18 protein-coding genes and 2 pseudogenes are annotated in these 22,945 nt (G+C 62.0%); 12 read left to right on the top strand and 8 right to left on the bottom strand.

Going from position 1 to position 22,945, the window contains the following annotated elements; translation table 11 throughout:
- Nucleotides 1-18: 18 nt before the first annotated feature.
- Nucleotides 19-897 carry an SMP-30/gluconolactonase/LRE family protein gene (locus K368_RS0121635; RefSeq protein WP_027174173.1) on the bottom strand — a complete coding sequence of 293 codons (879 nt, stop codon included), beginning with the start codon at nt 895-897 and terminating at the stop codon, nt 19-21.
- A gap of 323 nt (nt 898-1,220) precedes the next feature.
- Nucleotides 1,221-1,733, bottom strand: coding sequence for a hypothetical protein (locus tag K368_RS0121640; RefSeq protein ID WP_027174174.1), 513 nt, complete (start codon nt 1,731-1,733; stop codon nt 1,221-1,223).
- Nucleotides 1,734-2,196: 463 nt separating this feature from the next.
- On the opposite strand from K368_RS0121640, the gene K368_RS26315 reads away from it, so the two are divergent.
- From K368_RS26315 to K368_RS0121680, 7 genes are all read left to right on the top strand, one after another.
- Nucleotides 2,197-4,395, top strand: coding sequence for an EAL domain-containing protein (locus tag K368_RS26315; RefSeq protein ID WP_081739638.1), 2,199 nt, complete (start codon nt 2,197-2,199; stop codon nt 4,393-4,395).
- A 364-nt stretch (nt 4,396-4,759) separates the two neighbouring features.
- Nucleotides 4,760-5,569 carry an EAL domain-containing protein gene (locus K368_RS25285; protein ID WP_081739639.1) on the top strand — a complete coding sequence of 270 codons (810 nt, stop codon included), beginning with the start codon at nt 4,760-4,762 and terminating at the stop codon, nt 5,567-5,569.
- A gap of 31 nt (nt 5,570-5,600) precedes the next feature.
- Complete coding sequence (locus tag K368_RS0121660; protein WP_027174176.1) at nt 5,601-5,957, top strand: phosphonate transporter; 357 nt, start codon at nt 5,601-5,603, stop codon at nt 5,955-5,957.
- A 10-nt stretch (nt 5,958-5,967) separates the two neighbouring features.
- Nucleotides 5,968-7,254 carry a sensor domain-containing diguanylate cyclase gene (locus tag K368_RS0121665; protein WP_027174177.1) on the top strand — a complete coding sequence of 429 codons (1,287 nt, stop codon included), beginning with the start codon at nt 5,968-5,970 and terminating at the stop codon, nt 7,252-7,254.
- A 17-nt stretch (nt 7,255-7,271) separates the two neighbouring features.
- The gene (locus K368_RS25290; RefSeq protein ID WP_051439960.1) at nt 7,272-8,480 is read left to right on the top strand and encodes an AMP-binding protein; all 1,209 of its coding nucleotides are present in this window, start codon (nt 7,272-7,274) and stop codon (nt 8,478-8,480) included.
- 333 nt (nt 8,481-8,813) lie between these two features.
- Nucleotides 8,814-9,002 carry a hypothetical protein gene (locus tag K368_RS0121675; RefSeq protein ID WP_027174178.1) on the top strand — a complete coding sequence of 63 codons (189 nt, stop codon included), beginning with the start codon at nt 8,814-8,816 and terminating at the stop codon, nt 9,000-9,002.
- A 65-nt stretch (nt 9,003-9,067) separates the two neighbouring features.
- Complete coding sequence (locus K368_RS0121680; protein ID WP_027174179.1) at nt 9,068-10,354, top strand: hemolysin family protein; 1,287 nt, start codon at nt 9,068-9,070, stop codon at nt 10,352-10,354.
- 119 nt (nt 10,355-10,473) lie between these two features.
- Here the strand turns inward: K368_RS0121680 and K368_RS26905 are convergent.
- From K368_RS26905 to K368_RS25690, 3 genes and pseudogenes are all read right to left on the bottom strand, one after another.
- Nucleotides 10,474-11,124, bottom strand: a pseudogene (locus K368_RS26905) (winged helix-turn-helix domain-containing protein); the annotation flags it as partial.
- Nucleotides 11,125-11,562: 438 nt separating this feature from the next.
- Entirely contained in the window at nt 11,563-11,853 is a 291-nt protein-coding gene (locus tag K368_RS0121690; protein ID WP_027174180.1) for a hypothetical protein, read from the bottom strand.
- A gap of 371 nt (nt 11,854-12,224) precedes the next feature.
- Nucleotides 12,225-13,730, bottom strand: a complete 1,506-nt coding sequence (locus tag K368_RS25690; RefSeq protein ID WP_245259641.1) for an AAA family ATPase — start codon at nt 13,728-13,730, stop codon at nt 12,225-12,227.
- A gap of 236 nt (nt 13,731-13,966) precedes the next feature.
- Here K368_RS25690 and K368_RS26330 point away from each other — a divergent pair.
- Nucleotides 13,967-15,164, top strand: a pseudogene (locus tag K368_RS26330) (IS3 family transposase).
- A 174-nt stretch (nt 15,165-15,338) separates the two neighbouring features.
- Here K368_RS26330 and K368_RS0121715 read toward each other — a convergent pair.
- Both K368_RS0121715 and argC read right to left on the bottom strand, forming a co-directional pair.
- Nucleotides 15,339-15,872 carry a MucR family transcriptional regulator gene (locus tag K368_RS0121715; RefSeq protein WP_027174182.1) on the bottom strand — a complete coding sequence of 178 codons (534 nt, stop codon included), beginning with the start codon at nt 15,870-15,872 and terminating at the stop codon, nt 15,339-15,341.
- A gap of 1,407 nt (nt 15,873-17,279) precedes the next feature.
- Nucleotides 17,280-18,215 carry an N-acetyl-gamma-glutamyl-phosphate reductase gene (gene argC, locus K368_RS0121720; protein WP_027174183.1) on the bottom strand — a complete coding sequence of 312 codons (936 nt, stop codon included), beginning with the start codon at nt 18,213-18,215 and terminating at the stop codon, nt 17,280-17,282.
- 217 nt (nt 18,216-18,432) lie between these two features.
- Between argC and K368_RS0121725 the strand changes: the two genes are divergently transcribed.
- From K368_RS0121725 to K368_RS0121730, 3 genes are all read left to right on the top strand, one after another.
- Nucleotides 18,433-18,960 carry a hypothetical protein gene (locus tag K368_RS0121725; RefSeq protein WP_027174184.1) on the top strand — a complete coding sequence of 176 codons (528 nt, stop codon included), beginning with the start codon at nt 18,433-18,435 and terminating at the stop codon, nt 18,958-18,960.
- A 110-nt stretch (nt 18,961-19,070) separates the two neighbouring features.
- Entirely contained in the window at nt 19,071-19,421 is a 351-nt protein-coding gene (locus K368_RS26910) for a hypothetical protein (RefSeq protein ID WP_155935278.1), read from the top strand.
- Between the two features lie 57 nt (nt 19,422-19,478).
- Nucleotides 19,479-19,937, top strand: coding sequence for a hypothetical protein (locus tag K368_RS0121730; protein WP_027174185.1), 459 nt, complete (start codon nt 19,479-19,481; stop codon nt 19,935-19,937).
- A gap of 75 nt (nt 19,938-20,012) precedes the next feature.
- Here K368_RS0121730 and K368_RS0121735 read toward each other — a convergent pair whose 3' ends face one another.
- Nucleotides 20,013-21,344: an MFS transporter gene (locus tag K368_RS0121735; protein WP_027174186.1), complete on the bottom strand. Its 1,332-nt coding sequence runs from the start codon at nt 21,342-21,344 to the stop codon at nt 20,013-20,015.
- 366 nt (nt 21,345-21,710) lie between these two features.
- On the opposite strand from K368_RS0121735, the gene cyoA reads away from it, so the two are divergent.
- Nucleotides 21,711-22,835: a ubiquinol oxidase subunit II gene (cyoA, locus tag K368_RS0121740; RefSeq protein ID WP_027174187.1), complete on the top strand. Its 1,125-nt coding sequence runs from the start codon at nt 21,711-21,713 to the stop codon at nt 22,833-22,835.
- Nucleotides 22,836-22,945 lie beyond the last annotated feature (110 nt).

Here is a 22,945-nt window from a genome sequence, read left to right on the forward strand (position 1 = left end):
AGTTCCGGAAGGACGGTCTTACGGCGCGAGCCGGAAGGCGGGCTCGAGCAGGCCACGCGCTCCGGCGGTCACCAGGAGGGTGCGCCCGTGCTCGGGATCGGCGTCGCGCTCGTCCCGGCTCATGCCCTCATAGGCGCTTGTGATCAGCAGGCGATCGAGATCGGGCCCCGCGAAGGTCGGGCACGAGGGGCGGGTTACAGGCAGGGGAACCGTGCGCACACGCTCGCCCTCCGGACTGTAGGCATCGATGCAGGACGCGCCCCAGCGGGTGCACCAGATACGGCCCTCGGCATCGACCGCGGCGCCGTCGAGACCGCCCTCCCCACCGCGATGATCGTAGAGCGTCGCCGGTTCGCCCGTCGGCAGGCCGGTGCGGGGATCGAGGCTGACGCGCTTGAGCAGACCCGCATCGGTGTCGGCGAAGTAGCCGGTCGCGCCATCGGGCGAGAAGCAGATGGCGTTCGGGATGGTGAACGATCCGTAGAGCCGCGTCACCCGGGTGCCGGCGACATGGAAGATCGCGCCGCGTCCCGGCTCGGCCTCGCGGCCCATGGTGCTGATCCAGAGAGCGCCGCAGGGATGCACACGGCCGTCGTTGGAGCGGGTGCCTGCATCCTCTGGCTCCAGCGGACAGAACAGCTCGAGCTTTCCATCCGCCAGCTTGCGCAAGTAAAGCCCATCCTCGGCGGCGAGGAGGTGACAGGTTTCGTCCACCGCCGCGACGGCGCTCGCCATGAAGGGCAGGCTGTGCCGGCGGGACGTGCCGTCGTGGAGTGGCATCTCGAACAGGTGCCGCTCCAGGATGTCGACCCACCACGCCGTGCCGGTACGCGGATCGTAGCAGGGGCCCTCGCCGAGATGGCAGCGGTGTGAGTCGAGGATCGTGATGGAGTCCATGCTCGTTCCTTATCGGTGGCGCGGGTCGCGGAGGTCAGGCCTTTGCGTGGGAGCTTGACCGGCTCATGATGGGACGGTCTGGCCGCTCGGCCCCGTGCACGGTGCGGTCGCCGTCGTCTCGGTCCGCCTCCTGGTCCGGTGAGACCCGCCTGCGCGCGAACGTTGCGCGATTCGATGACCGCCCCACACCCTTCGCTGCCGGAACCGGGGCATCGCCCTCGATGAGCACGAAGCGGGATTGCCTGTCGATCAGAGCAATGATGTCTCGAGGGGATGAATGGACGTTATGCGGCCGCTCTGATGGATCGACTGAGAGGACCCCCCTATCGGGGGCCACCGCCACGACGCATCGCGATTTCCTGGCCTTCCTGATTCAGGGCGCCCGAGGGTGCTATCGTCTCGTTCGGGACCGGCATCATACCGTTGTTGGCCGTCCGCGACGAAGGCCTGTTCTCATGCGGGTCGTTGGCGGCTTGCTTCAAAGCGAGGGCACGGCGAGCGCCCGATACCGTCTTGCTGCGGGCGCGAGCGTTTCGGCGGCGCTCGCTCTCCTTGCTGGCGCGTTTGACCGCCGCGGCAAGGAGTGCGGCCTTCTCGCGTGTGCCGGAATTGTCCGTCGCGGGATGAGCAATGGACGGGGCCGATTTTCCGCGCACCTCACGGCGTTGTCGGCGAGACACATCGCGCGCCCGGTCCCGTCGTTCCCGCAGCAGCCGTATCAGGTCGGACAACCCGGCATCGTCCACCGCATCCAGTCCTGGCCGGTGGGAGCGGCCGACGAGATCGTTTTCACGTGCATCCAGCAGGCGGGCTTCACGGCGTCGCGAAACAGACATTCATCCTCCACGTGTTACGGATTATGCTGCGGCAACACCCATCGGAGAAGGAACGTTGCCCGCCGTAACGCCATTCGGTCGACGTGTTGTGCGATCTCACCCCGACACCGCAGGCGCTTCGGGATTAACAAGCCCCTTTCGTCCGTCGCGAGTGCTGCTGGGAAGCACACTCTGCCTTTCTCTTTTTCGTACGACCCGACAGACCGTCGAAAGCTTGAGAAGGCTCATGAGGAAGGTCCTCGGCCTACCCGCGGTTGGTGGCGCAGGTGCGAGGTCAGGGCCAGGGTCACATCAACGCAGGGACAGAAGGGTCAATTATAGATAAGGCATCTTTTCGCAAGGTAAAAATTATCATATGTGAGTGTTTATAGTTGCCTTTGCGATAGTGCCGTGCCGAATTTTGTCCGATGTCGTACCAATTCCGTTAACAGCTCACGCACAGGATCACCCTCGGACACAACCGATGGCCCTCGCCGTGCAACTGCCCCATATCTTATCTAGCGAAGCCGCAAGCGACGATGGCTTAGCCGATCACGAATTGACAGATGTAGCTCCTGCAGCCGCTTTCACTGACATCGTAGCCTTAGCCACTCGCATGTTTGATGTCGAAGCGGCTTTCGTTTCCCTGCTCGATCAAGAGCGCCAAGTGTTCCAGGCGCATATGAGTTCGAGCGTGTATGAAATCAGCCGCGAGGCCGCATTCTGCTCACATGCATTGTTGCAAAAAGACGCCTTCGTCATCCTGGATGCCGCTCTTGATCCACGTTTCGAGGACAGTACCTACGTCGTCGGAGCGCCGCACATCCGCTTCTATGTTGGCGTCCCGCTGCGCACACCTTCCGGCCATGCTGTTGGTGCACTTTGCCTCGCGGATACAAAGCCACGCGACGTCTTCTCTGATGCGGACGTACACTCGCTTCGGCAGTTGGCTAACATCGCGATCGATCGCATGGAGCTGGGTAGGCTCGAAATAGCGCAGCGCGTGAGCCAAAGTCGTTTCGAACACATTACCTCGACATCACCTGATGGAATCGTATGCGCCGACGCGGACGGCCGTATCACTGTGTGGAATGCCGCTGCGGAGCGCATGTTCGGTTACAGCGGAGCTGAAGCAATCGGCCAGTCGATCGACGTGATCGCCCCCGAGCGTATGCGCGGCGGGCATAGTAACGGTCTCCAGCGAGTCGCCACCGGAGGTGATCCCCGCTTGATTGGCAAGACCATCGAGTTGCAGGCTCGACACAAGACGGGCGATGAATTTCCTATCGAGCTGTCATTGTCGCAATGGCAGGAGGATGGGCGAGCTGCCTTCGGCTCGATCGTACGCGATATCCGTGGACGGCGCGCGAACGAGGAGCGTCTTTTCCGTCTGGCCCATCTCGACCCTCTGACAGAGCTGCCGAATCGTTCAGTTCTTCGCGAGCGTCTCATTGAGATTACGAGAGCGACGCGGCCTGTATCGGTCCTGATGCTTGACCTCGATGGTTTCAAGGAGGTCAACGACAACTATGGCCATGCGACCGGTGATGCGCTTCTCAGAACAATCGCCGCCCGTTTGCTCTCCTGCGTACGACCGACTGATACCGTGTCTCGCCTGGGCGGCGACGAATTCGTCCTTCTCCTAACGGATAGTGACGATCCACTTCGCGCGACCGAAGTCGCCAATGCCATCATAGCCGCTGTTGCGATACCATTCGATCATGAGGGCCAGGCACTGAAACTACGTGGGAGCATAGGCATCGCCTTATCGTCAAACAGTAAGGAAGGGGCAGAATATTTGCTCTCGTGCGCCGACCTCGCGCTCTATCAAGCTAAAAGCGAAGGGCGGAATTGTTATCGAGTGTTTACACAGGTTTTGCGAGATAAAATAAGGCGTACTCGCTCCTGTCGAGAAGATATAGGTCGCGCAGTTGAATTAGATGAGTTTAAATTACATTATCAGCCGCAAGTGCGGCTCAAAGATGGTGCCCTCGTAGGAGCCGAAGCCCTGATCCGTTGGCAGCATCCAAAACACGGATTACTGACGCCTGCATCATTCGTCGACGTTCTGGACAGCAGTCCTCATGCCACCGAAGTTGGCAACTGGGTCATGAGAACTGCGTGTGCGCAGGCCGCAGAATGGCGCAGGTTAGGGGCCAAAGACTTCCGCATGGGGGTGAACCTGTGCAGCGCTCAATTTCGGAACGGCAATCTTGCCGAGACGGTCCGCGGAATCTTGATGAGCACAGGCCTTCCCGCTGCCAACTTAGAGCTAGAGATTACTGAAAATATTGTGCTTCGACAAGAAGCTGGCTTGGCGGAAACGTTACACGCCGTACGTGAGAGCGGCGTTGGCATCGCATTTGATGATTATGGAACTGGCTATGCTTCTCTAAGCCTTCTCAAGCGATTTCCGTTGACCCGCCTGAAGATTGACCGCTCATTTGTGACGGGCATGATGGGGTCAAGCAAGGATGAAACGATCGTACGTGCGATTCTACAGCTTGGGCATGGATTCGGCTTGGACGTGATTGCTGAGGGTATTGAGACAGCGGCAGAACACGCACGACTGCGTGCCAAGGGTTGTCAGGAGGGACAGGGCTATCTGTTCGGCAAACCGATGCCAGCAGACATGTTTGCGGCCCGGTTTGACCTTGGCGCAAGGGAAGCTTTGGCCAATTAGCTTGCAGACCGATAGATCTTCGATCGCGCATACCCCAGGCATACCACGGTTTCGCTCCAGATTGGCACGACAGGACGGAAAAAAGTCGCTAATCTCAATCAATAATCGCGTCATTCTAATATGTTGCTAATAATTGTAAATCGTTACTGCAAATTACAGCAGCGCCAGATTAGTTTGGGTTTATATTCGTCCAAATTTTCTGGAAACAGCCGCATCCTAAAAGCGGTTTCGCAGCCCGCCCCAAAATGGAACATTTGAAGTTCCATTTTTGTTGTCAATCCAGCCCCGTGCTTTCATTTACGTTGCCTCAATGTTTACGAGGGCAGGGTTGTATGGCGCGGAATACGACTTGGAAAGTTTATCTATGACACGCGGATGCCAGGGCTGCCAGAATGGCCAGCCCCTGCCCTTCGAGTTCACGATGGCGTTTCACCCCATTCTTGACCTCCTTCAAACCACCGTCTGGGGCTACGAGGCTCTGGTCCGGGGCACGGAAGGCCAAGGTGCCGGGCAGATCCTCGCCATGGTCGACGATGCGAACCGATACAAGTTCGACCAGGCTTGCCGTGTGAAGGCGATCGAACTTGCCGGCGCGCTGTTCCCGGACGCCGAAACCCGCCTGTCCATTAACTTCATGCCCAACGCTGTCTACGAACCAGCCGCTTGCATTCGTGCAACGCTGGACGCCGCCCATCGGGTTGGGTTTGCGCGCCAGCGGATCATGTTCGAGTTTACCGAGAACGAGCGCATGACGGATGTCGCCCACGTTCAGCGTATTGTCGCAGAGTATCGCAAGCAGGGTTTTGCAACGGCGATTGACGACTTTGGGGCCGGCTATGCAGGCCTCAATCTCCTGGCAAGCTTCCAACCCGATTTCATCAAGCTCGACATGGAGCTCATCCGCGGGATCGATACATCGCGGCAGCGCCAGACCATCGTCGCCGCAGTGGTCGCGATGGCACGGCAGCTGGGCGTGGCGGTGATCGCGGAGGGGATCGAGACGGAAGCCGAACTCGTGACCCTCCAAGCGGCTGGAATTCAGCTGGTCCAGGGCTATCTCTTCGCGAAGCCAGCCGTCGCCTCTCTGCCAACGGTCTGGATTCCGCAGGGGGATGTCAGAGCGAAGACCACCAGATTGCCTACCGGCGACACGATGGATGCGCATGCAGCCTGAGCATCATAGATCAAACCTCCAAGGCGTAATCATGCTCTCATTCGAAACAATCTCGCTGCGTGATCTCGGCAGCCATGACGTTGAAGAGTTGGATGCGCTGCCGTTTGGGGTCGTTGGCTTCTCGCCGGATGGCATTGTCGAAATCTACAACGCGACAGAAGAGCGGCTGGCCGGTCTGCCGCGCAAGAGTGTGCTTGGCACACATTACTTCTCGACTACGGCGCAGTGCATGAACAACTTCATGGTTGCGCAGCGCTTTGAGGATGAAACTGAGATCGACGCCATTATCGACTACGTCCTTACCCTGCGCATGCGCCCTACGCCGGTTCGTCTTCGGCTCTTGAAAGCATCCGGAATGGATCGCCGCTTCATCCTCATTCAGCGTTGAGAGAGGTCCCGTGACAACCGAGCTCGAAGCCGAAAACACGACCCTCCTTCAATTCCTCTACGCGTGTCCTGCCGGCCTCATCGAGTTCTCGGCTGCTGGCGATATCGGTTTGGTCAATCCGGTTGCGATGGGTCTCTTGCTTCCGATTGCCGGGCGTCCCTTCGTCACCAATCTCTTCGAGGTGATGGACGGTTGCGCGCCAGAATTGATGAACATGATCCAGCAGTTCGCACCGTCTCACGGTACGGTCTGCGATGGCCACCGCATGGTAACCGGGCGCGGAGGGCAATCGGCTGTCCTTGCATGCAGCGTCGTGAAGCTGACCGAGGACCGTTACATCGCGACGCTGTCGGACGTGACCGAGCAGGTTGCTCGCGAGAAGCGGCTGAAGCAGGCGGAGGTTTGGTTCGCCTCGCTACTGGACAGCATTGATGACGTTGCCGTCCTCTCGTTGGACGTCAACGGTTGCATCGATGGAGTGACATCGTCGGTGGTTCGGCAGACCGGTTTCACGGAAGCCGATTTGCTCGGTCGGCCATTCGAATCCTTCGCCCGCCCCGATCGTGCTTCGGCAATGCCGCTCCCCGGTGAGGCGATTGCCGTTGCCCGGAGTGACGGCTGGCACTTGCACGAGGGCTGGCATGCCCGTGCCGACGGGAGCCGATACTGGTGTCAACGGCTGGTTGCCGTACGCGATAACTCGGATGGAACCACGGCAGGCTTTACGCTCGTATTGCGAGCGGTGACACGGCAGGGACGGGACGCAGCGGATCTGCGGCGGATGCTCACGCGCGATCACCTTACCGGCGTGAGCAATCGCGCTCATTTCTTTGAGGCGGCCGAGCGCCACTTCGCTCGGTGCCTTCGAGATGGCAGATCCCTGGCGCTGATCGTTCTCGATGTCGATCATTTCAAGCAGGTGAACGACGAGCACGGGCACGCAGCTGGTGACACGGTGCTCTGCGAAGTGTCACGCCGTTGCGAGGGCGAGCTCCGTCCCGAGGATGTCTTCGCCCGACTGGGCGGCGAAGAGTTCGTCGTCCTTCTGCCAGGAGCGACATTGAGGGCTGCGGCGGTTGCGGCCGAGCGCTTGCGCCTCGCGCTCGCGGGCGATGTGTTCGATATTGGGGTGATTGGGCTGCGTATCACGGCAAGCTTTGGCTGTAGTGCTCTCGATGCGGGAACGACTGCGTCCCTCGCTGGACTGCTCGCAGCCGCCGATACCGCCTTATACCAAGCCAAACGAGCAGGCCGAAATCGGGTCGCCGTGTCGGAAGCGGACCAGGTGGCAGCCTGAGCACCGGCTCTCCAGCGATGCTGTCGCGACGCGCGCTCGTGGCCGTCCTCCAAAGCCTCCTCGGCGCAGAGCTTCTTGTCGCGCGCGGTCGTGGCAACCCCGGCGCACGGCAGCCCATCGACCTTCCGTCCGAATGGCCACTGGCCCTGCAGATCACTGACAACACGAAGGTGGGGCTCGGATGTGACTCCCTCGAGGCGATGTGGCTCGCCTCTGCGGTCAACGAGATGTTCCACCTGCACGAGGCGGCCAGCGAGGAGGGACTGCTGACGGACGCAACGTTCGGAAGTTGGGTTGAATGCATCGAGGCGGCGTGGAGGTCCGGAGTGGCCGCGATCACCTTCACGACGTCGGGAACGACCGGGACACCGAAGCGATGCGCTCATTCTGCCGAAGCCCTGCTGACGGAAGCCTCGTTTCTGGCTGAGCTCTTTGGTGACAGGCGGCGGGTCATCTCCTTGGTGCCGGCGCACCACGCCTACGGTTTCCTATTTGCCGCGCTCCTTCCAGATATGCTCCGTGTCGAACACCTCGACGCGACGCGCTTCAGCGCCGCAGAACTGGCCCAGAGTCTCGCGCCGGGCGATCTCGTCGTCACCTTTCCCGATCGCTGGCGGTGGTTGGAGAGATCCCTGCCGGTCTGGCCCCGGGACGTCGAGGGAGTGGTCTCGACGGCACCGTGCCCGCCAGCCCTGATCACATCTCTCTGCGAGCGCGGCCTCTCGGCGATGACGGAGGTCTACGGGTCGTCGGAGACGATGGGCGTGGCAGTGCGCCGGTGGCCGCACACCACCTACCAGCTCATGTCGCATTGGCGCTTCGCCGAACCCATCCGTGAAGATGCACCGGACATCGTCGATCGATCTGGCCGCAACGTCCCATTGCCGGATCGCATCCGACTACAGGACGGGCACCGTTTCCACTTGGCGGGCCGGAACGACGGTGCCGTACAGGTCGGCGGGGTCAACGTGTTCCCGGATCGCATAGCGGCGTCCCTCCGAGATAGGCAGGGTGTTCGAGAAGCATCTGTGCGGCTCATGCGGCCGGAAGAGGGGGCTCGCTTGAAGGCTTTTGTCGTACCCGAGCTAGGGGCTGACCTGACGGTCTTGCGCAGAGAGCTCGATGCATGGATCGATGCAGCCCTGCCGGCCGCGGAAAGGCCCACGGCAATCACCTTCGGTCCTCAATTGCCGAAGAGCATGATGGGCAAGCTCGCCGAATGGTAACCGATGAAGGCGGCGACCCCAACTCATCTCCTCTTCCCGGAGATCGTCAGCGTCCTCAGCAGCTCGAGATGGGTGATAAGGTCGACGTCTCGGCGAAACCCAGGGATGACCGTTCGATCCCGGTTCGCTACATCAAGGAGGAGTTCCAGCCTGTCCGACTAGCCCTCGATCGTTGACACGTGGAAAAAGCACGCACCCCGCCTGCTCAATTCCCGATTTCGTGTCTGCCTTGAAAAGCTGGTCGGAAAGGTCGGGCCTCCGCACTTTGCTCGGCTCCCTCGCGCAATCCTCATGACTGGCTTACACCACGCGCGGACAGCCTGGAGATCAATCGTGTACAAAGTTAAGGCAAACGATCACGCGGGACGCGCGCTCATTTTTGCTTGCGGCACCGCTGATCAGGCTCTGGAGAAAACCTGGGAGCTTGCCGGTCGGGGCTTCAAAGACATCTATGTGGCCGATCCGAGAGGTCAGGAAATGAAAGCCGCCGCCTTTGAACGCGCCATGGATCTTGAAGCGTAGCGGAGGTAGGTAAAGACGTTTTTTCGAGAAGGGGCACGGCAATTTCCGAAGATGCATGGTCGACCGTGCTTGGGCTGGCCGCAGTCCTGGTGCTGGTATTCGCCAACGGGTTCTTCGTTGCAGCCGAATTTGCTCTCGTCTCCGTGCGCCGCTCTCGGGTTGCGGAACTCGTCACGGAAGGTCGCGCGCATGCGAACGCCCTGCAACGGGCGACTGACCGGCTCGATGCCTATCTCGCCGCGACCCAGTTCGGCATCACGCTGTCGTCCCTTGCGTTGGGGTGGGTCGGCGAACCGGCCCTTGCTCACCTCGTCGAGCCTGCGCTGGCGTGGCTGCCGATCGGGCTCAGTTCGGTCGCGTCCCATACCGTCGCGGTCGTCGTCGCTTTTTCCATCATCACGTCCCTGCACATCGTGCTCGGCGAACTCGCCCCAAAGAGCCTCGCTCTGCAGCGTAGCGAGCGCACGGCGCTAGCCGTTGTCCGCCCCCTCAGCCTTTTCCTCCTCGTCTTCCGCCCTGCGATCCTTTTTCTCAATGCCCTCGGCAATGGGGTGCTGCGCCTCTGCGGTCTCCACCCGGGCCACGGCGAGGGATCCCTTCACTCGACAGCCGAACTCAACCTGCTGATCCAGGCGAGCCAGGAGGCGGGCCTCATCCGCGAGGTTCAGCAGGAGGCCGTCGAGCGCATTTTCGCCATTGGGGAGCGAAAGGTGCGGGATATCATGACCCTACGCCACGAGGTGTTCTGGGTCGATCTGGATGACCCGAGAGACGTGGTTCTGAAGGCGATCCGCGAATGCGACCACGCCCAGGTCGTCATCAGCCGCGGAGAAATCAACGAACTCGTCGGGATCGTGCGCAAGCAAGACCTGCTCGACCAGATCCTCGACGGCAAAGACATTGACCTCGCCGGGGCCACGCAGCCGCCCATCGTGGTGCATGAAAGCATGACGATTCTGGCCGTCCTTGAGACCTTCCAGAGCCAGCCCATGCGCATGGCCGTGGTGGTGGACGAATACGGAACGCTGGAAGGCATCGTCACGCAGACGGACCTCTTGGAGGCGATTGCGGGCGACATCCCAGAGGTCGGTGAAGAGCCCGACGTTGTCGAACGCGCAGACGGATCGCTCCTCATCGACGGCATGATGCCTGCTCGGCAGGCGTTCGAGCGTCTCGCATTCTCCGAGACGCCTGACAGCGACGACTTCACCACCTTGGCCGGCTACGTCATCTTCCAGCTCGGACGGATCCCTGGCGTTGGCGATGCCGTCGATGCAGGAGGATGGCGCTTCGAGGTGGTCGACATGGACGGACGGCGCATCGACAAGGTCCTCGCTAGCCGGAGGCACTGACGATGAACGGCAAACTCGTGACGCAGCGCGTCGGACTCGGCGTGGAGTTCGCCGACAGCTAACGTTCGCCGTCGTTGAAGGCCGCGGTTGACTTCGAGGCAACGTGTTAACCAGCGATCTGCTGGGGCTGAAACTGTGTCTCTTTTCATGGCAGCAGGCCGTCGATACGCCGAGCCGGGTGTTCTTCTTGCCGACCCGGGCTTCATCCTGCCACCACAGCTCGGTGGCTGTTCCGGGCGGCAGGCCCGCGCAGATCGCGTTCACGGCAGCGGGCAGGCTTTTTTGAAGGCCGTCAAGGCGGCCGGATCCTGCTCGTGATGGCGCGGGCGCACCGACAGCTTGGCAAAGCCAAGCGCCTCGACCGTGCGCCCCACCGTGCTCTCATCGAGGCTGACGCCGAAGCTGGCGTAGATCCAGGCGGCTAGATCCTTCAGCCGCTAACGCACTACGCCGTGCCGGTCCGGGTCCGGCCCTTCCTCGGTTACCTGCGCCAGCGCCTGTCGCTAGGCCGCATTCAGCTTCGGCCTTTGACCGGGTGCCTCGCCGTCGACCAGCCCGGCCGGACCAACGGCGTTGAACGCCAGCACCCAATCCCGCACCGGTTGCAGGCTCACGGCCCCGGTCCGCGCGGCGTCCATGCGGCTGGCGCCGTCATAGATCGTTGCCAGCGCCAACAGCCGACGGCTCTGACCGGCATCCCGGCTCCCCCGAGCCAGCTGACGCAAATCATCGGCGCTGAAGTCCTTACGCAGCGATACGCAAGCCGACATGGCAAACCCTCCCGGTCCGCCTTATCGAATCATAACGCCCCCGCCGAACAAACCCCGTGAGTCCCCCTCATTACCGATTGGTATGAGATGTTCGACGATTGCCTGGAGGACGGTCTGTAGGACTTCGGATGATCCAAGATCACTTGTATCCCGTACGGGAACTTCCCGAGTTGAATGCGCCATTCCTGGCCTGAAAAGTTCCCGTACGGGATACAGGCCTAGCGTTAACTCGGCGGCGCGGGGGGCCTGTATGAGGATGACCCAAACGGGCCGATGGACCAGGGGCGCCCAGATGTTCTGCCACCTTCGACGATCGAAATGGACGTTTTGCCGCCCGCCCAGGCGTTTTGCAGCCCTCCGGAATTCGCCACCTGGATGCACGTTAACCATTGTGCCTTTCCCATGGGTATCGCGAATAGCCCATTTGCGGACTGCCGCTCACACGAGGTCCACGTTTTCGCAGGCCTCCGGGTCTCGGCACCGGCCCAACCGGACAAGACCGGACGAATATGAATACGCCCATCCCGCGGTCGCATCGAAGGCCTGCACGGTCGACGTCGTCAGACCCGTTCCGTCGGAGAACCTGTCATGCCTGTCGACCGTGCCCGTGAGTACCGTCCCGTCCGCCGACTGGTCATCCGGCTCGATGATCCAGTCGTGGAATATGGGCCGCTCGCCGAGCTCCGTCAGATCGAAGCAACTGCCTGGGTACCGGTTCCGCTGTGCCATGCCCAGCCCTCCTGATCGAGAAATACCCGCGCGGCAGCCTCGATGGCCCGGTCGCTTTCGTCGATGAAATGCCCGGCCTCGAACGGGCGGTAGTGGAAACTGGCGGCCTTCGCGGGGACCCCTGCATGCGCGACGAGCGTGCCCCTAATCCACGCGTGAACCTCACGGTGTCCGGTCCGCATAACCCGGGCCCGCGACCCTGGCCGGACGATCATGACGGCGGCGGCCAGGGTTACGGTTTGGGCGTGCGCGACGACGCGGCCGCGTTCACGGATTGACCAGCATCGCCTCGTTCGATTCCGATAGACGTCCGTCACTGCAACGGCAGGGGCGGCAGACATAGGACCACCGCCGCGGCCATCCTGATCGCATCATGCGAGGTGACCCGACCGGCCGCCTCCATCTCGATGATCCGATCGATCCGGACGCCTACCGCAAGGGCGATGAGGCCGCATGACCGCCGGGTCGACCAAGCGACCCTGACGCGCTCGCGCATCGCGCCCGGCAAGGATCGTCTCCACGATCCTTCGTAGCTGCCGCAGCGAGGGCTTCGTCCATGCCCTCGCTGCGAGCTCGATCTTGTCGTCGTCGAGGTCCGGCATCCAGGCGAGATCGACGCCCCGCTCTGCCCGGACGTCCGCCGCGATTGACCGGGCAAGGGCCGGGAGGTCGGCCTTGGTCGGGCTCGGCATGTGGACAATCGGAGCGCGGTCGAGCAGCGCTTGCAGGATGCCGGACAGGGAATTCGCCGTGGCGATCCACGAGACCGGCGAGATGTCCACGGGGCATTCGAGCGACGGGTCGTGGTACCGCGATGCGTTCTCCGGCTCGATCAGGGTGAGTAGCCCGTCGACGATGCGGCCGTTGTCCGAGCGCGACCCTGCCCTGTCGAGCTCGTCAACCACGATGGCAACGGTCGCCCGGAGGTCGTGCTGGATGGCCTGCAGGGGGACGCAGGCGCGGGACGAGTTCCACTGTCGCGACGTCCCAATGATCGTCCCGTCCGCCGACCCTGCCGCACTGTAGACCGTGACCGGCAGGCCGAGGATTTCGCACAGCCGGAGGGCCGGGCGCGTCTTTCCGGCTCCGGGTTCACCGACCAGAATCGTGAAGGGGAGGCGCGCATACGGCCGCCCGACCTGGGTCCGCAGGATCCCGTCGATCTCGCTCCTGAGATGCGGGAACTTACGTAACAGGGTGGTCGCGGCCTCCGCGAGATCGGGAACGGGTGTGAGCGGTAGACGTATGCCGGTGACGGACTTCCATTCCTTCTGTGCCGCCGAGTTCAGGTGCGACGTCGACCGCACGACCAGGTGTCCCGCCTCCCCCGGCTCGGGCAGATCGTCCTCGTCTTGATCGCGGGGATCGAAGCCGGTGTCGTCCCGGACGGGGCCGCGCTTGACGTTGTTGGGCCACTCCACCTTCACGACCGACCGGGCAATGATCTGCAAGGCGGTCAAACTGTCCCCCTGGCGGCGGTACGACCGTTCCTCGCGCTTGGGTGCCCACTGCCCTTCGTCGCAGTACGCGGCGATGGACATCATCTCGGCATGGGTGGTCAGCAAGTTCGAGAGCCGGAGGTCGGTATGCCCGCCCGCCGTCGCGATCTGCCAGACGCGGACGGCACACCGCAATGCGCAGACATGGTCACCTAGGAACGCCTGGTAGTAGACGCACCGGGTCGCCCAATCGCCGTACGTGCCGCGCTGGTCCTGACCGAGCTTGAGGTCCTCCGAGACCTCCTCACACCCGCTCTCCGTATGCGAGAGCGACGAGAGCGACACCCGGCATGACGACAGCTTCTCAAGCGCGGCACGCACGGGGGGCAGGTCCGGCAGGTCGAGAAGGATCCCCGTCGACCAGTGGATCGCATCCACGAGCGGGCCGCAGTCCAGGAAATCCAGGCCCTGGTCGATCCAATCAACGGACGGGGGATGATCGGGGGCGAACGGGTCGCTAGCGGGCGCACGGGGGCGCGCACCTTGGGGGGGTGTTCTTCGTCATGACTGGAGTCTCCAGATGCGCCATCTTGGGACGGAGCGGCGAGCTGGCCTGCCCCCTGAAAAGTGGTCCTCCCTAAGGTATGGCTTTGAGCCATGTGGAGGATGTCATCATGGGACGGAAGAAGCATACGGCTGAAGAGATTGTTGCCAAGCTGCGCCAAGTTGATGTTCTGGTCTCGCAGGGTCGCAAGTTTGCCGAAGCAATCCGGTCCATCGAGGTAGCCGAGGTCACGTATTGCCGTTGGTGCTCTGAGTACGGCGGCCTGAAGGGTGACCAGGTCAAGCGGCTGAAGTCCCTGGAGACGGAGAACCAACGGCTTCGTCGGGCGATCTCCGACCTGACCTTGGAGAAGCTCCTCCTCAAGGAGGCCGCATCGGGACCCGAAGGGCAGCGCCAGCAAAACTTCTGAGCCCGGCTCGCCGCCGGGCTTGTGTCGACTACGTCGTTGCTGAGCATGGCGTATCGCAACGCTTTGCCTGCCGTGTCCTGGGACAGCATCGTTCGACCCAGCGCAAGTGTGCTGTGATGGTCGAGGACGAGGCCACTCTGACAGCCGCCATCATCGCCCTGGCTCTGCAGTATGGGCGCTACGGCTACCGTCGGATCACGGCTTTGCTTCTGCGTGACGGCGTGACGGCTGGACGGTAAACGTGAAGCGGGTCGAACGGATCTGGCGACGAGAGGGGCTCAATGTCCCGGCTCGGCAACCGAAGCGAGCGCGTCTCTGGCTCAACGACGGTTCCTGCCTGCGACTACGGCCCGAGCACCCCGACCACGTCTGGTCCTACGACTTTGTCGAGCACAGCACGCACAACGGGCGCAAGTACCGAATGCTGAATGTAATCGACGAGTTCACCCGCGAGTGCTTGGCAATCCGGGTCGATCGTAAGCTCAAGGCGCTGGACGTGATCGACGTGCTCTCAGACCTGTTCAGTCTTCGCGGGGTGCCCGGTCACATCCGCTCGGACAACGGGCCGGAATTCATCGCCAAGGCTGTTCAGGACTGGATCGCGGCGGTTGGATCAGTGGCCGCCTACATTGAGCCGGGCAGTCCATGGGAGAACGGGTACTGCGAGAGCTTCAACGCGAAGCTCCGCGACGAACTCCTCAACGGCGAAGTGTTCTACACCCTCAAGGAAGCCAGTGTCGTCATCGAGCAGTGGCGGAAAGACTACGGAACTATCCGACCGCACTCGTCGCTGGGCTACCAGCCACCTGCACAGGAGGTCGTTATCTGGCCAACGGAACCAAGTGGCTCAGCGCCGCTCGCTCACCCCGGCATCGTCACGCGACCGACGATGCACTAACTTCGAACTTGGGCCACCGCATGGGGGCAGGCCAGTGCGGTGGCCGTGAAGTCACTTAGCGGGACTTCACATAGTCGCAACAGAACCCATTCCCGGCGATGCGCCGGGAATGGGCATTCTTGGCATTGATCGTATAGACAGGACAGCGCGCAAACACGCGCTGTCGAGCGGGGTTCAGGCCGCCTGCTTCTTGCGGGGGCCACGACGCTTCTTCTCCGGCGGAGCCACGACGGCTTCTTCCTCCGGCTCGCTGACGACTTCCTCGGGCACTGCCTTGGATACCGGGGACACGGTCTTGCGGCGTTGCTGGCCGAGACCAAGGGCGCGCGCCAGTTCCGAACGCTGCTCGGAATAGGCGGCCGACGTCATCGGGTAATCCGGCTGCAGTCCCCATTTGGCTCGGTACTGTTCGGGGGTCAGGCCGCGCAGTGTGAGGTGCCGACGAAGCGTCTTGTACTGCTTGCCGTCCTCGAAGCTGACCAAATAGTCGGGGGTCACCGAGCGGCGGATTTCCTGCGGCGTCGCCTTAGGCGGGCCGGTTTCCGCGGCCGGTGCGCTGCTCGTGCTTACCGAGCGAATGGCCTCGTGCACATCACTGAGGAGCTTAGGCAGTTCTGCGCTCTGCACGTGATTGTTGCTGACATACGCCGAGACGATGTCCGCCGCTAAGGTGATGAGACGGGCTGAGTCGGTGTCTGATTCACTCATGATATTCACGCCATCGGTTCATTATGTTGAAACTGTACGCAAGCCTAAGCACTGTTTGCGCATCTAGCAAGATGTTATTGGAAGAAATTCACTGATTTAGCGATCATTCGTTCAAATGTTTCGCGTGTTGGCCGTTTGCAGACCCCACATCGTCCGTTGCCCGAACGTTTGGGCGGTGGACCAAGCACGGTTTGTCGTTCGTTCTGCCGCACTAGAGCGTCACGGAAGCCCGCTCAACGTAGGGTCATGCGAAGCAGGTCGTAAAGAACTTTGCCACTGGCACGGGGTGTCGGTAAAAGGTGTCTCAACCGACCATTGCAAGTTCGCTAGCCTCGGAAACTCGATCGGCCGAGCGTGTTATTCATGATGGCCGGTCGCTATCAGGGCACACGGACGATCAAGCCCGGCTTGCGAAAATCACCTCGTTGCAAACAGTAGCGGTTGCAACCTATCCGTTGGCGTTTCCCTTCAAGTGTTCAACAGAATGCTCCCATTGCAACATCCGCCGATTGATGCCGGGATAGGGCGACATGCAACGCCCGTTTATCCACCGAATCGCGATCTGATCGACTGGACCGGCAGATTGCACGTGGTCTCCTAGAAAGTATACTCTCATAAAGCCGTATCTCTGCACACCCGCCATACTTTGATCTGAACCATCCGATGGTGCCGGTATGCCTGCCGAGCATCTCTATCGCCACAGATCGCCCTCGCCGAAACGATCATCCCCTCCTCTGGAGCCGACCATGGCCAAGGAGCAAAGGTGAGAGACTCGCCTATGGACGTTACCGCTTCCGCTAAATGAGAGCGAACGGGCGTCATCACGCAATCTTCAAGCACCGACCCCTAACTTACTCAACGATGAACAGTTCCAAGGGCGAACATTTAAAAATCGCAGTTTGGACAATAAAGTCGGTCGGACTTGCTGCCTACGATTTAAGAAATTTGCAGAATATTTTGCCCGATTCTGGCCTCACGGCATTGGGAAACCAGACTGCAATTTAAGAGCGACCTTAAGCCGCCGAGCCGCGAGGTGACCGACGAGCGATGACATTGCTTCGCCAGGTTCGGGCAAATGCAAATCGGGCGCTTGGAGGTGGCTCACTCGCGCTTTCGGCTGAAGTCACCCTCTTGGTAAAAGTGGCGCTGCCCGTGCATGGCTTTGACCAATCGGTGGATCGCCCTCACCTGCTTTATTGCAGAACCGCTCGCCCTTCTAAAATTAAAGCACAGATTGAACCTGATACATGGCGCTGAACCAGCTCATGGAGCTCATGACCCGAGCCTGCGGCATCGCGACGCGCAGTCTTGGAGCGGCGTGGGGACTTAATGAACTGGAGGATTGAGGCATGTTAGATAGCGAGGACATGGCCGAATCGGCCTTGTGCCCCAATCCGCGCCGAGCTTCTAATCCAGACCGAGCATCAGGCCAATGTTTTGCACGGCGGCGCCCGAAGCGCCCTTGCCGAGATTGTCGAGCCGGGCCACGAGCAGCGCTTGAGCATGGTCCGGCGTGCCATAGACCCTCAATTCAAGGTGATCGGTGTCGTTCAAGGCCTCTGCGTCCGGCTTGTCGTCCGGGCTGGTCTGAACCACCGTCACCATCGTGCTTCCGGCATAATGGGCGACGAGGGCCGCTTCTAGAGCTGCCGCGTGCGGATGTCCCAGCAGGGTATCGAGGTGGAGCGGGATACTCACCAGCATGCCCTGGCGAAAGTTTCCCACGGACGGGATGAAGATCGGCCGGCGGGTCAGGCCGCCATAGGTCTGCAGTTCCGGCAGGTGCTTGTGAGCAAAACCAAGACCGTAGAGCTGAAAGGCCGGTGCATCTCCGGCCTCATAGGCCTCAATCATGTTCTTGCCGCCGCCGCTATAGCCGCTGACCGCGTTGACGCTGATCGGTGCGTCTGGCGGCAGTAATCCGGCATCGACCAAAGGTCGCAGGAGGGCGATGGCACCCGTCGGATAGCAGCCGGGATTGGCGACGCGCCGCGCCTCGCGGATCACCTGTGCCTGACCGTCATTCAATTCGGCAAAGCCGTAGGCCCAGCCGGAGCTGACGCGATGGGCAGTGCTGGCGTCTAGAATGCGGGGTCCACCATTGGGCAGGCCATCGGCCAAGGCCACCGTTTCCTTCGCCGCATCGTCGGGCAGGCAGAGCACGACGAGATCCACATCCGCGAGAAGTGCGCGTTTGACCGCAATGTCTTTGCGGCTCTCGTACGGGATGCTCTTCAAGGAAACGCGGCCTTCGAGCTCCAGGCGTTCGCGAATGCCGAGGCCGGTGGTGCCGGCCTCCCCGTCGATGAATACCGTGGGCTTCGCCACTCCGCTCTCACTCATTCCAAAAGTCCCGTTCGTCTCGCCTGGGATGGGAGCCGCCCTGCGCGTTCGCGAGGTGGAGGCTATGGCCTCTCAAGTCAACATCGCGGTTTTACGACGTTTCTGGCCGTGTCGCCTGTATCGCGCTGCTTTCTCACGAATTGATGACACGCCGTCCACCGGGAACTGGCCACCGCGGTGCAGGTTGATCGCACGGAAACAAGCATAGGCTCGAACGATGGCGGCCAGCGCAGAAAAGACCGACCCTAAACTGTGGGACAGGATCAAGTCGGAGGTGACCGCTTCCGACAAGGGTGGCAAGCCCGGTCAATGGTCTGCCCGCAAGGCACAGGCTGCGACGAAGGCCTACAAGGAGGCCGGTGGCGGCTACAAGGGCCAGAAGTCCGACAAGAACAGCCTGACGCAATGGTCGAACGAGGAATGGGATACGAAATCTGGCAAGCCGAGCGGTGAGACGGGGGAGCGCTATCTTCCAAAGAAGGCCCGCTCATCCTTGTCTAAGGACGAGTATGAACGCTCCACTAGGAAGAAGCGTGCGGACACCAAGGACGGCAAGCAGTTCTCGAGTCAGCCGAAGGATGTGGCCGAGAAATCCGCGTCCGCCAGGAAGGCCGGGGCCAAGCAGGGGAAGGCGTCCGGCGGCCCTACGAAGGCGGAGCTGATGCGGAAGGCCAAGTCCGCTAACATTCGCGGCCGCTCCACCATGTCGAAAGATGAACTCGAAAAGGCGCTCCATGCCACGTGACCGCATGGCTAAGCGGATGCTCAAGCTCTTCTTCCGTATCCGATTTGAACGGAACTGATCCAAGCGGAGTTCTGCCCCAGACATCACCCGCCGTTCAGGATTTTGCTTCGATGATCGCCAGACCCTTCGTTCTCAGCTTATGCCTCGCCTTGTCACCGACGGGTGCCGTCGTCGCGCAGATCATCGAAGCGCCGGCTGGTGTCGGTACCGTTCCGTCGAGCCGCAGTGAGGCGGCGGCATCGGAGGGTGTCCGTAGCCAGGTGCCGTCGAGCGGGGCGACTCGAGTCGAGGGGTCGGTGAAAGACTCTCCTGCCAGCAAGGCTCCCGTCGGTGGCGCGGGAGCGGCATCGGGCACGTCGTCCGCAGCGGGCGTCGGCACCGGCGTCGGCGGTCCGCCCGGCACCGGTGCCCTGCCCGGCACCGGTGGGACCTCGGGCGGTCCCGGCGGGATCAACCGCTGACCCGACCGGGACATCCGTCTCGTCGCACCCCAATCCGCAAACTCGAAAGGCTTCGACATGCCTGTCCGTCCGACGTTCGTCTTCGCAGGTCTCGCATCTTTCACAGTTCTGGCGGCTGGCATAAGTACCGCCGAAGCGTCCTGCCTGCGACAGGTTACCAACCGGTCCACATTGACCCTGGTGGTGGGGCAGGAAGGCGCTCCGGCCGTAACGGTTCGTCCCGGCACCTCCCGGGCGATCAGGCTCGACGGGCCGGCGCCTGTGGATGTCTCGGGCTATTGCGGCGGAGTGCTGCGTGGTGGCGTGCCCCTCGGACAACCAGTCCTTCAGCGAAGCTTCGCGGTAACGGCCGTGAAGGACCGTTGCTTCTACGAGGTCGGTAATGGCTTCTTCGAGCGTGAGCTTGGTCCTAGCTTCTTCCCGCGGGAGGATGCCGAAGCATTTGCCCTCAACGCTCCGCGACAGGGAGATCTCGCCCTCGGTCCGTCCGCTATCGTCTGCACCACCGTCCGCTGAACAGACGAGCCGGAACGAGAAAGGCCCGCATGGCAAGCATGCGGGCCTTTCTTCGTGGAGCGTCTGACTTCAGCGTCAGTAAGCGGCGACCTTCCGGTTGATGGCGAGCGCGCTCAGGGTGGCGACCGCGCCGGACAGGAGGTACACGCCGACCCAGGCCAGGCCGAAGCGGCTCGACAGGCTGAGCGCCACGAGCGGCGCGAAGCCGGCTCCGATCAGCCAGGCGAGGTCCGAGGTGAGCGCAGCGCCGGTATAGCGGTAGCGCGTTCCGAGATTCTCGGTCACGGAGCCGGAGGTTTGGCCGTAGGAGAGGCCGAGCAGACCGAAGCCGACGAGGACGTAGATCGTCTGGCCGGTCTCGCTATCGCCGAACAGGAGTGGCGCGAGGATGCTGGCGAGACTGAATAGGCCGATGAGGCTTGCCGCGATGCCCACCAGACGGCGCCGGCCCACCTGATCCGCAACGATTCCTGAGATCACGATTGCGCCAGCAAAGACGATAGAGCCGACGAACTGCACCAGCAGGAACTCGCCGGCCGAGCGTTTCGTGAACAGGGTGATCCAGCTGATCGGAAAGATGCTCACGAGGTGGAACAGGGCGAAACTCGCCAGTGGCACGAAGGCACCGATGAGGACGGTCCGTCCCTGTGCGCGAATCATCTCCCAGACTGGTGTCGGGGCGAGTTCGCGGGTCTCGAGGAGCTGCGTGAACTCCTCGGTTGCGACGAGGCGAAGTCGGGCGAAGAGAGCGACCACGTTCACCGCGAAGGCGACGTAGAACGGATACCGCCAGCCCCAATCCAGGAAGTCGTCCATGGTCAGATTGGCGAGGAAGAACGAGAACAGGGCACTCGCGAGCCCGAACCCAATGGGCGCTCCGAGCTGCGGGATCATCGCATACCAGCCCTTGCGGTCGTTGGGGGCCTTGATCGACAGGAGCGAAGCTAGACCGTCCCAGGCTCCCCCGAGGGCGAGCCCCTGCCCGATCCGGAAGGCCGCGAGCAGCCAGATCGATACCATCCCGATGCTGTGATAGGTCGGCAGGAAGGCGATCGACACCGTTGAGCCGCCGAGCAGGAACAGGGCGATCGTCAGCTTCACGCCCCGCCCGTGACGGCGATCGATCTCCATGAAGATCACCGAACCGATCGGCCGCGCGACGAAGGCGAGGGCGAAGAGGGCGAACGCGTAGAGCGTCCCGTCCAGCGGCGGCACGAACGGGAAGAAGACCTTCGGGAAGATCAATACAGAGGCGATGCCGAAGACGAAGAAGTCGAAGAATTCCGACGTCCGGCCGATGAGGACGCCGACGGCGATGTCGCCGGGGGCGACCTCGGGTTCAGTGGCGCCGGCCCGAGCACCTGCACTGAGATGCGGCGGGGTCTGCAACGCGTAATCTTGGCTCATGGACGGCCATTCGCTGCTTGAAGGGTGGGAGGACACGCCGCACTTGGCGCGCCCCTGTGTTCCGATTATGGAGGCTTGTTGCACTGCGGCAAAGCGATGCAACGGCACGATTCGCGGTTCGCTATGGCATATTGTCCGCGGATGATGCTCCCCTTCTTACTGCCTCTCACGAGATAAATCAGCTATGCTCTAAACGCCCGGCTGATTGAAGCCGCAGGCACTTGCCAGGGCGCCTTTGCACTGCGCAGGAGAAGCCCGTATCGAACCGGTCTCGCGGGAAGCGGTCCGGTCCGAACCGCCGCTTCTCGTAAACCAGATGTTTCCTCCCGACGTTCCGTCCGCGGACGTCTCACTGCAGCCGGTCGGATGTCATCCAGATCCTTGCGCGCTCTCGCTAGCCTGCCTCTCGTGGCCCTTCTGTCGGGCTGCAACATGGTCGTCATGCAACCCGCGGGCGACATCGCCACGCGGCAGCGTGACCTGATCGTTGCCTCTACGGGGCTGATGCTGCTGATCATCTTACCCGTGATCGCATTCACGCTCCTCTTCGCTTGGCGCTATCGCCAGTCGAACACCGAAGCCGAGTACGATCCGGACTGGCACCACTCGACGCAGCTCGAGGTGCTGATCTGGTCCGCCCCGCTCGTGATCATCATCGCCCTCGGGGCGCTGACCTGGATCAGCACGCATACGCTCGATCCCTACCGGCCCCTCAGCCGCATCGACGCCTCGCGGCCGCTTCCCGCGGATGTGAAGCCGTTGACCGTCGAGGTCGTCGCCCTCGATTGGAAATGGCTGTTCTTTTATCCCGATCTCGGCATCGCCACGGTGAACGAACTGGCGGCGCCGGTGGATGTGCCGATCAACTTCAAGATCACCTCGGCCTCGATGATGAACTCGTTCTTCATCCCGGCTCTGGCGGGACAGATCTACGCCATGGCCGGCATGGAGACGAAGCTGCACGCCGTGATCAATAAGGCGGGCGTCTACGAGGGCTTCTCGGCGAATTACAGCGGCGAGGGCTTCTCGCGGATGAACTTCAAGTTCCATGGCGTGACCCAGGAGGGCTTCGACCAGTGGGTTGCCAAGGCGAAGGCGGAAGGCAAGGAACTTACTCGTGATGCCTATGTCGCGCTGGAGAAGCCGAGCGAGCGTGAGCCGGTGACCTACTACTCCTCCGTGGCGCCCGGCCTCTACAGCACCATCCTCAACATGTGCGTCATCGAGGGCAAGATGTGCATGGGCGAGATGATGAGCATCGATTCCAAGGGCGGCGCCGGCAAGGAGAGCCACGCCAACCAGGAGCGGCTCAGATATGACAACCGCCATGCGGTTCGCGGCGAGGAGGCACAGGGGGCCACGTTCCCCGCCTCCGAGAAGAAGCCACGCACCCAGGAGGTCGACCCCGCCAAGGGGCATGACCATCACCACGACCATTCCGGGCCGGACACGAAGCAAAGCGACCCTGCCCCGGTGCAACTGAACCGCTAGGTCGACGCGATGACGCGCGGCCTTCGGGACAGGCGCGTCACGGCGACGGCACCATTAGATTGAACCGATGAGAGACGGGTACCGAATCGATCGGTACGTCCCCTCGCCGA

The sequence above is a fragment of the Methylobacterium sp. 10 genome, assembly GCF_000519085.1.
Taxonomy (GTDB): Bacteria; Pseudomonadota; Alphaproteobacteria; order Rhizobiales; family Beijerinckiaceae; genus Methylobacterium.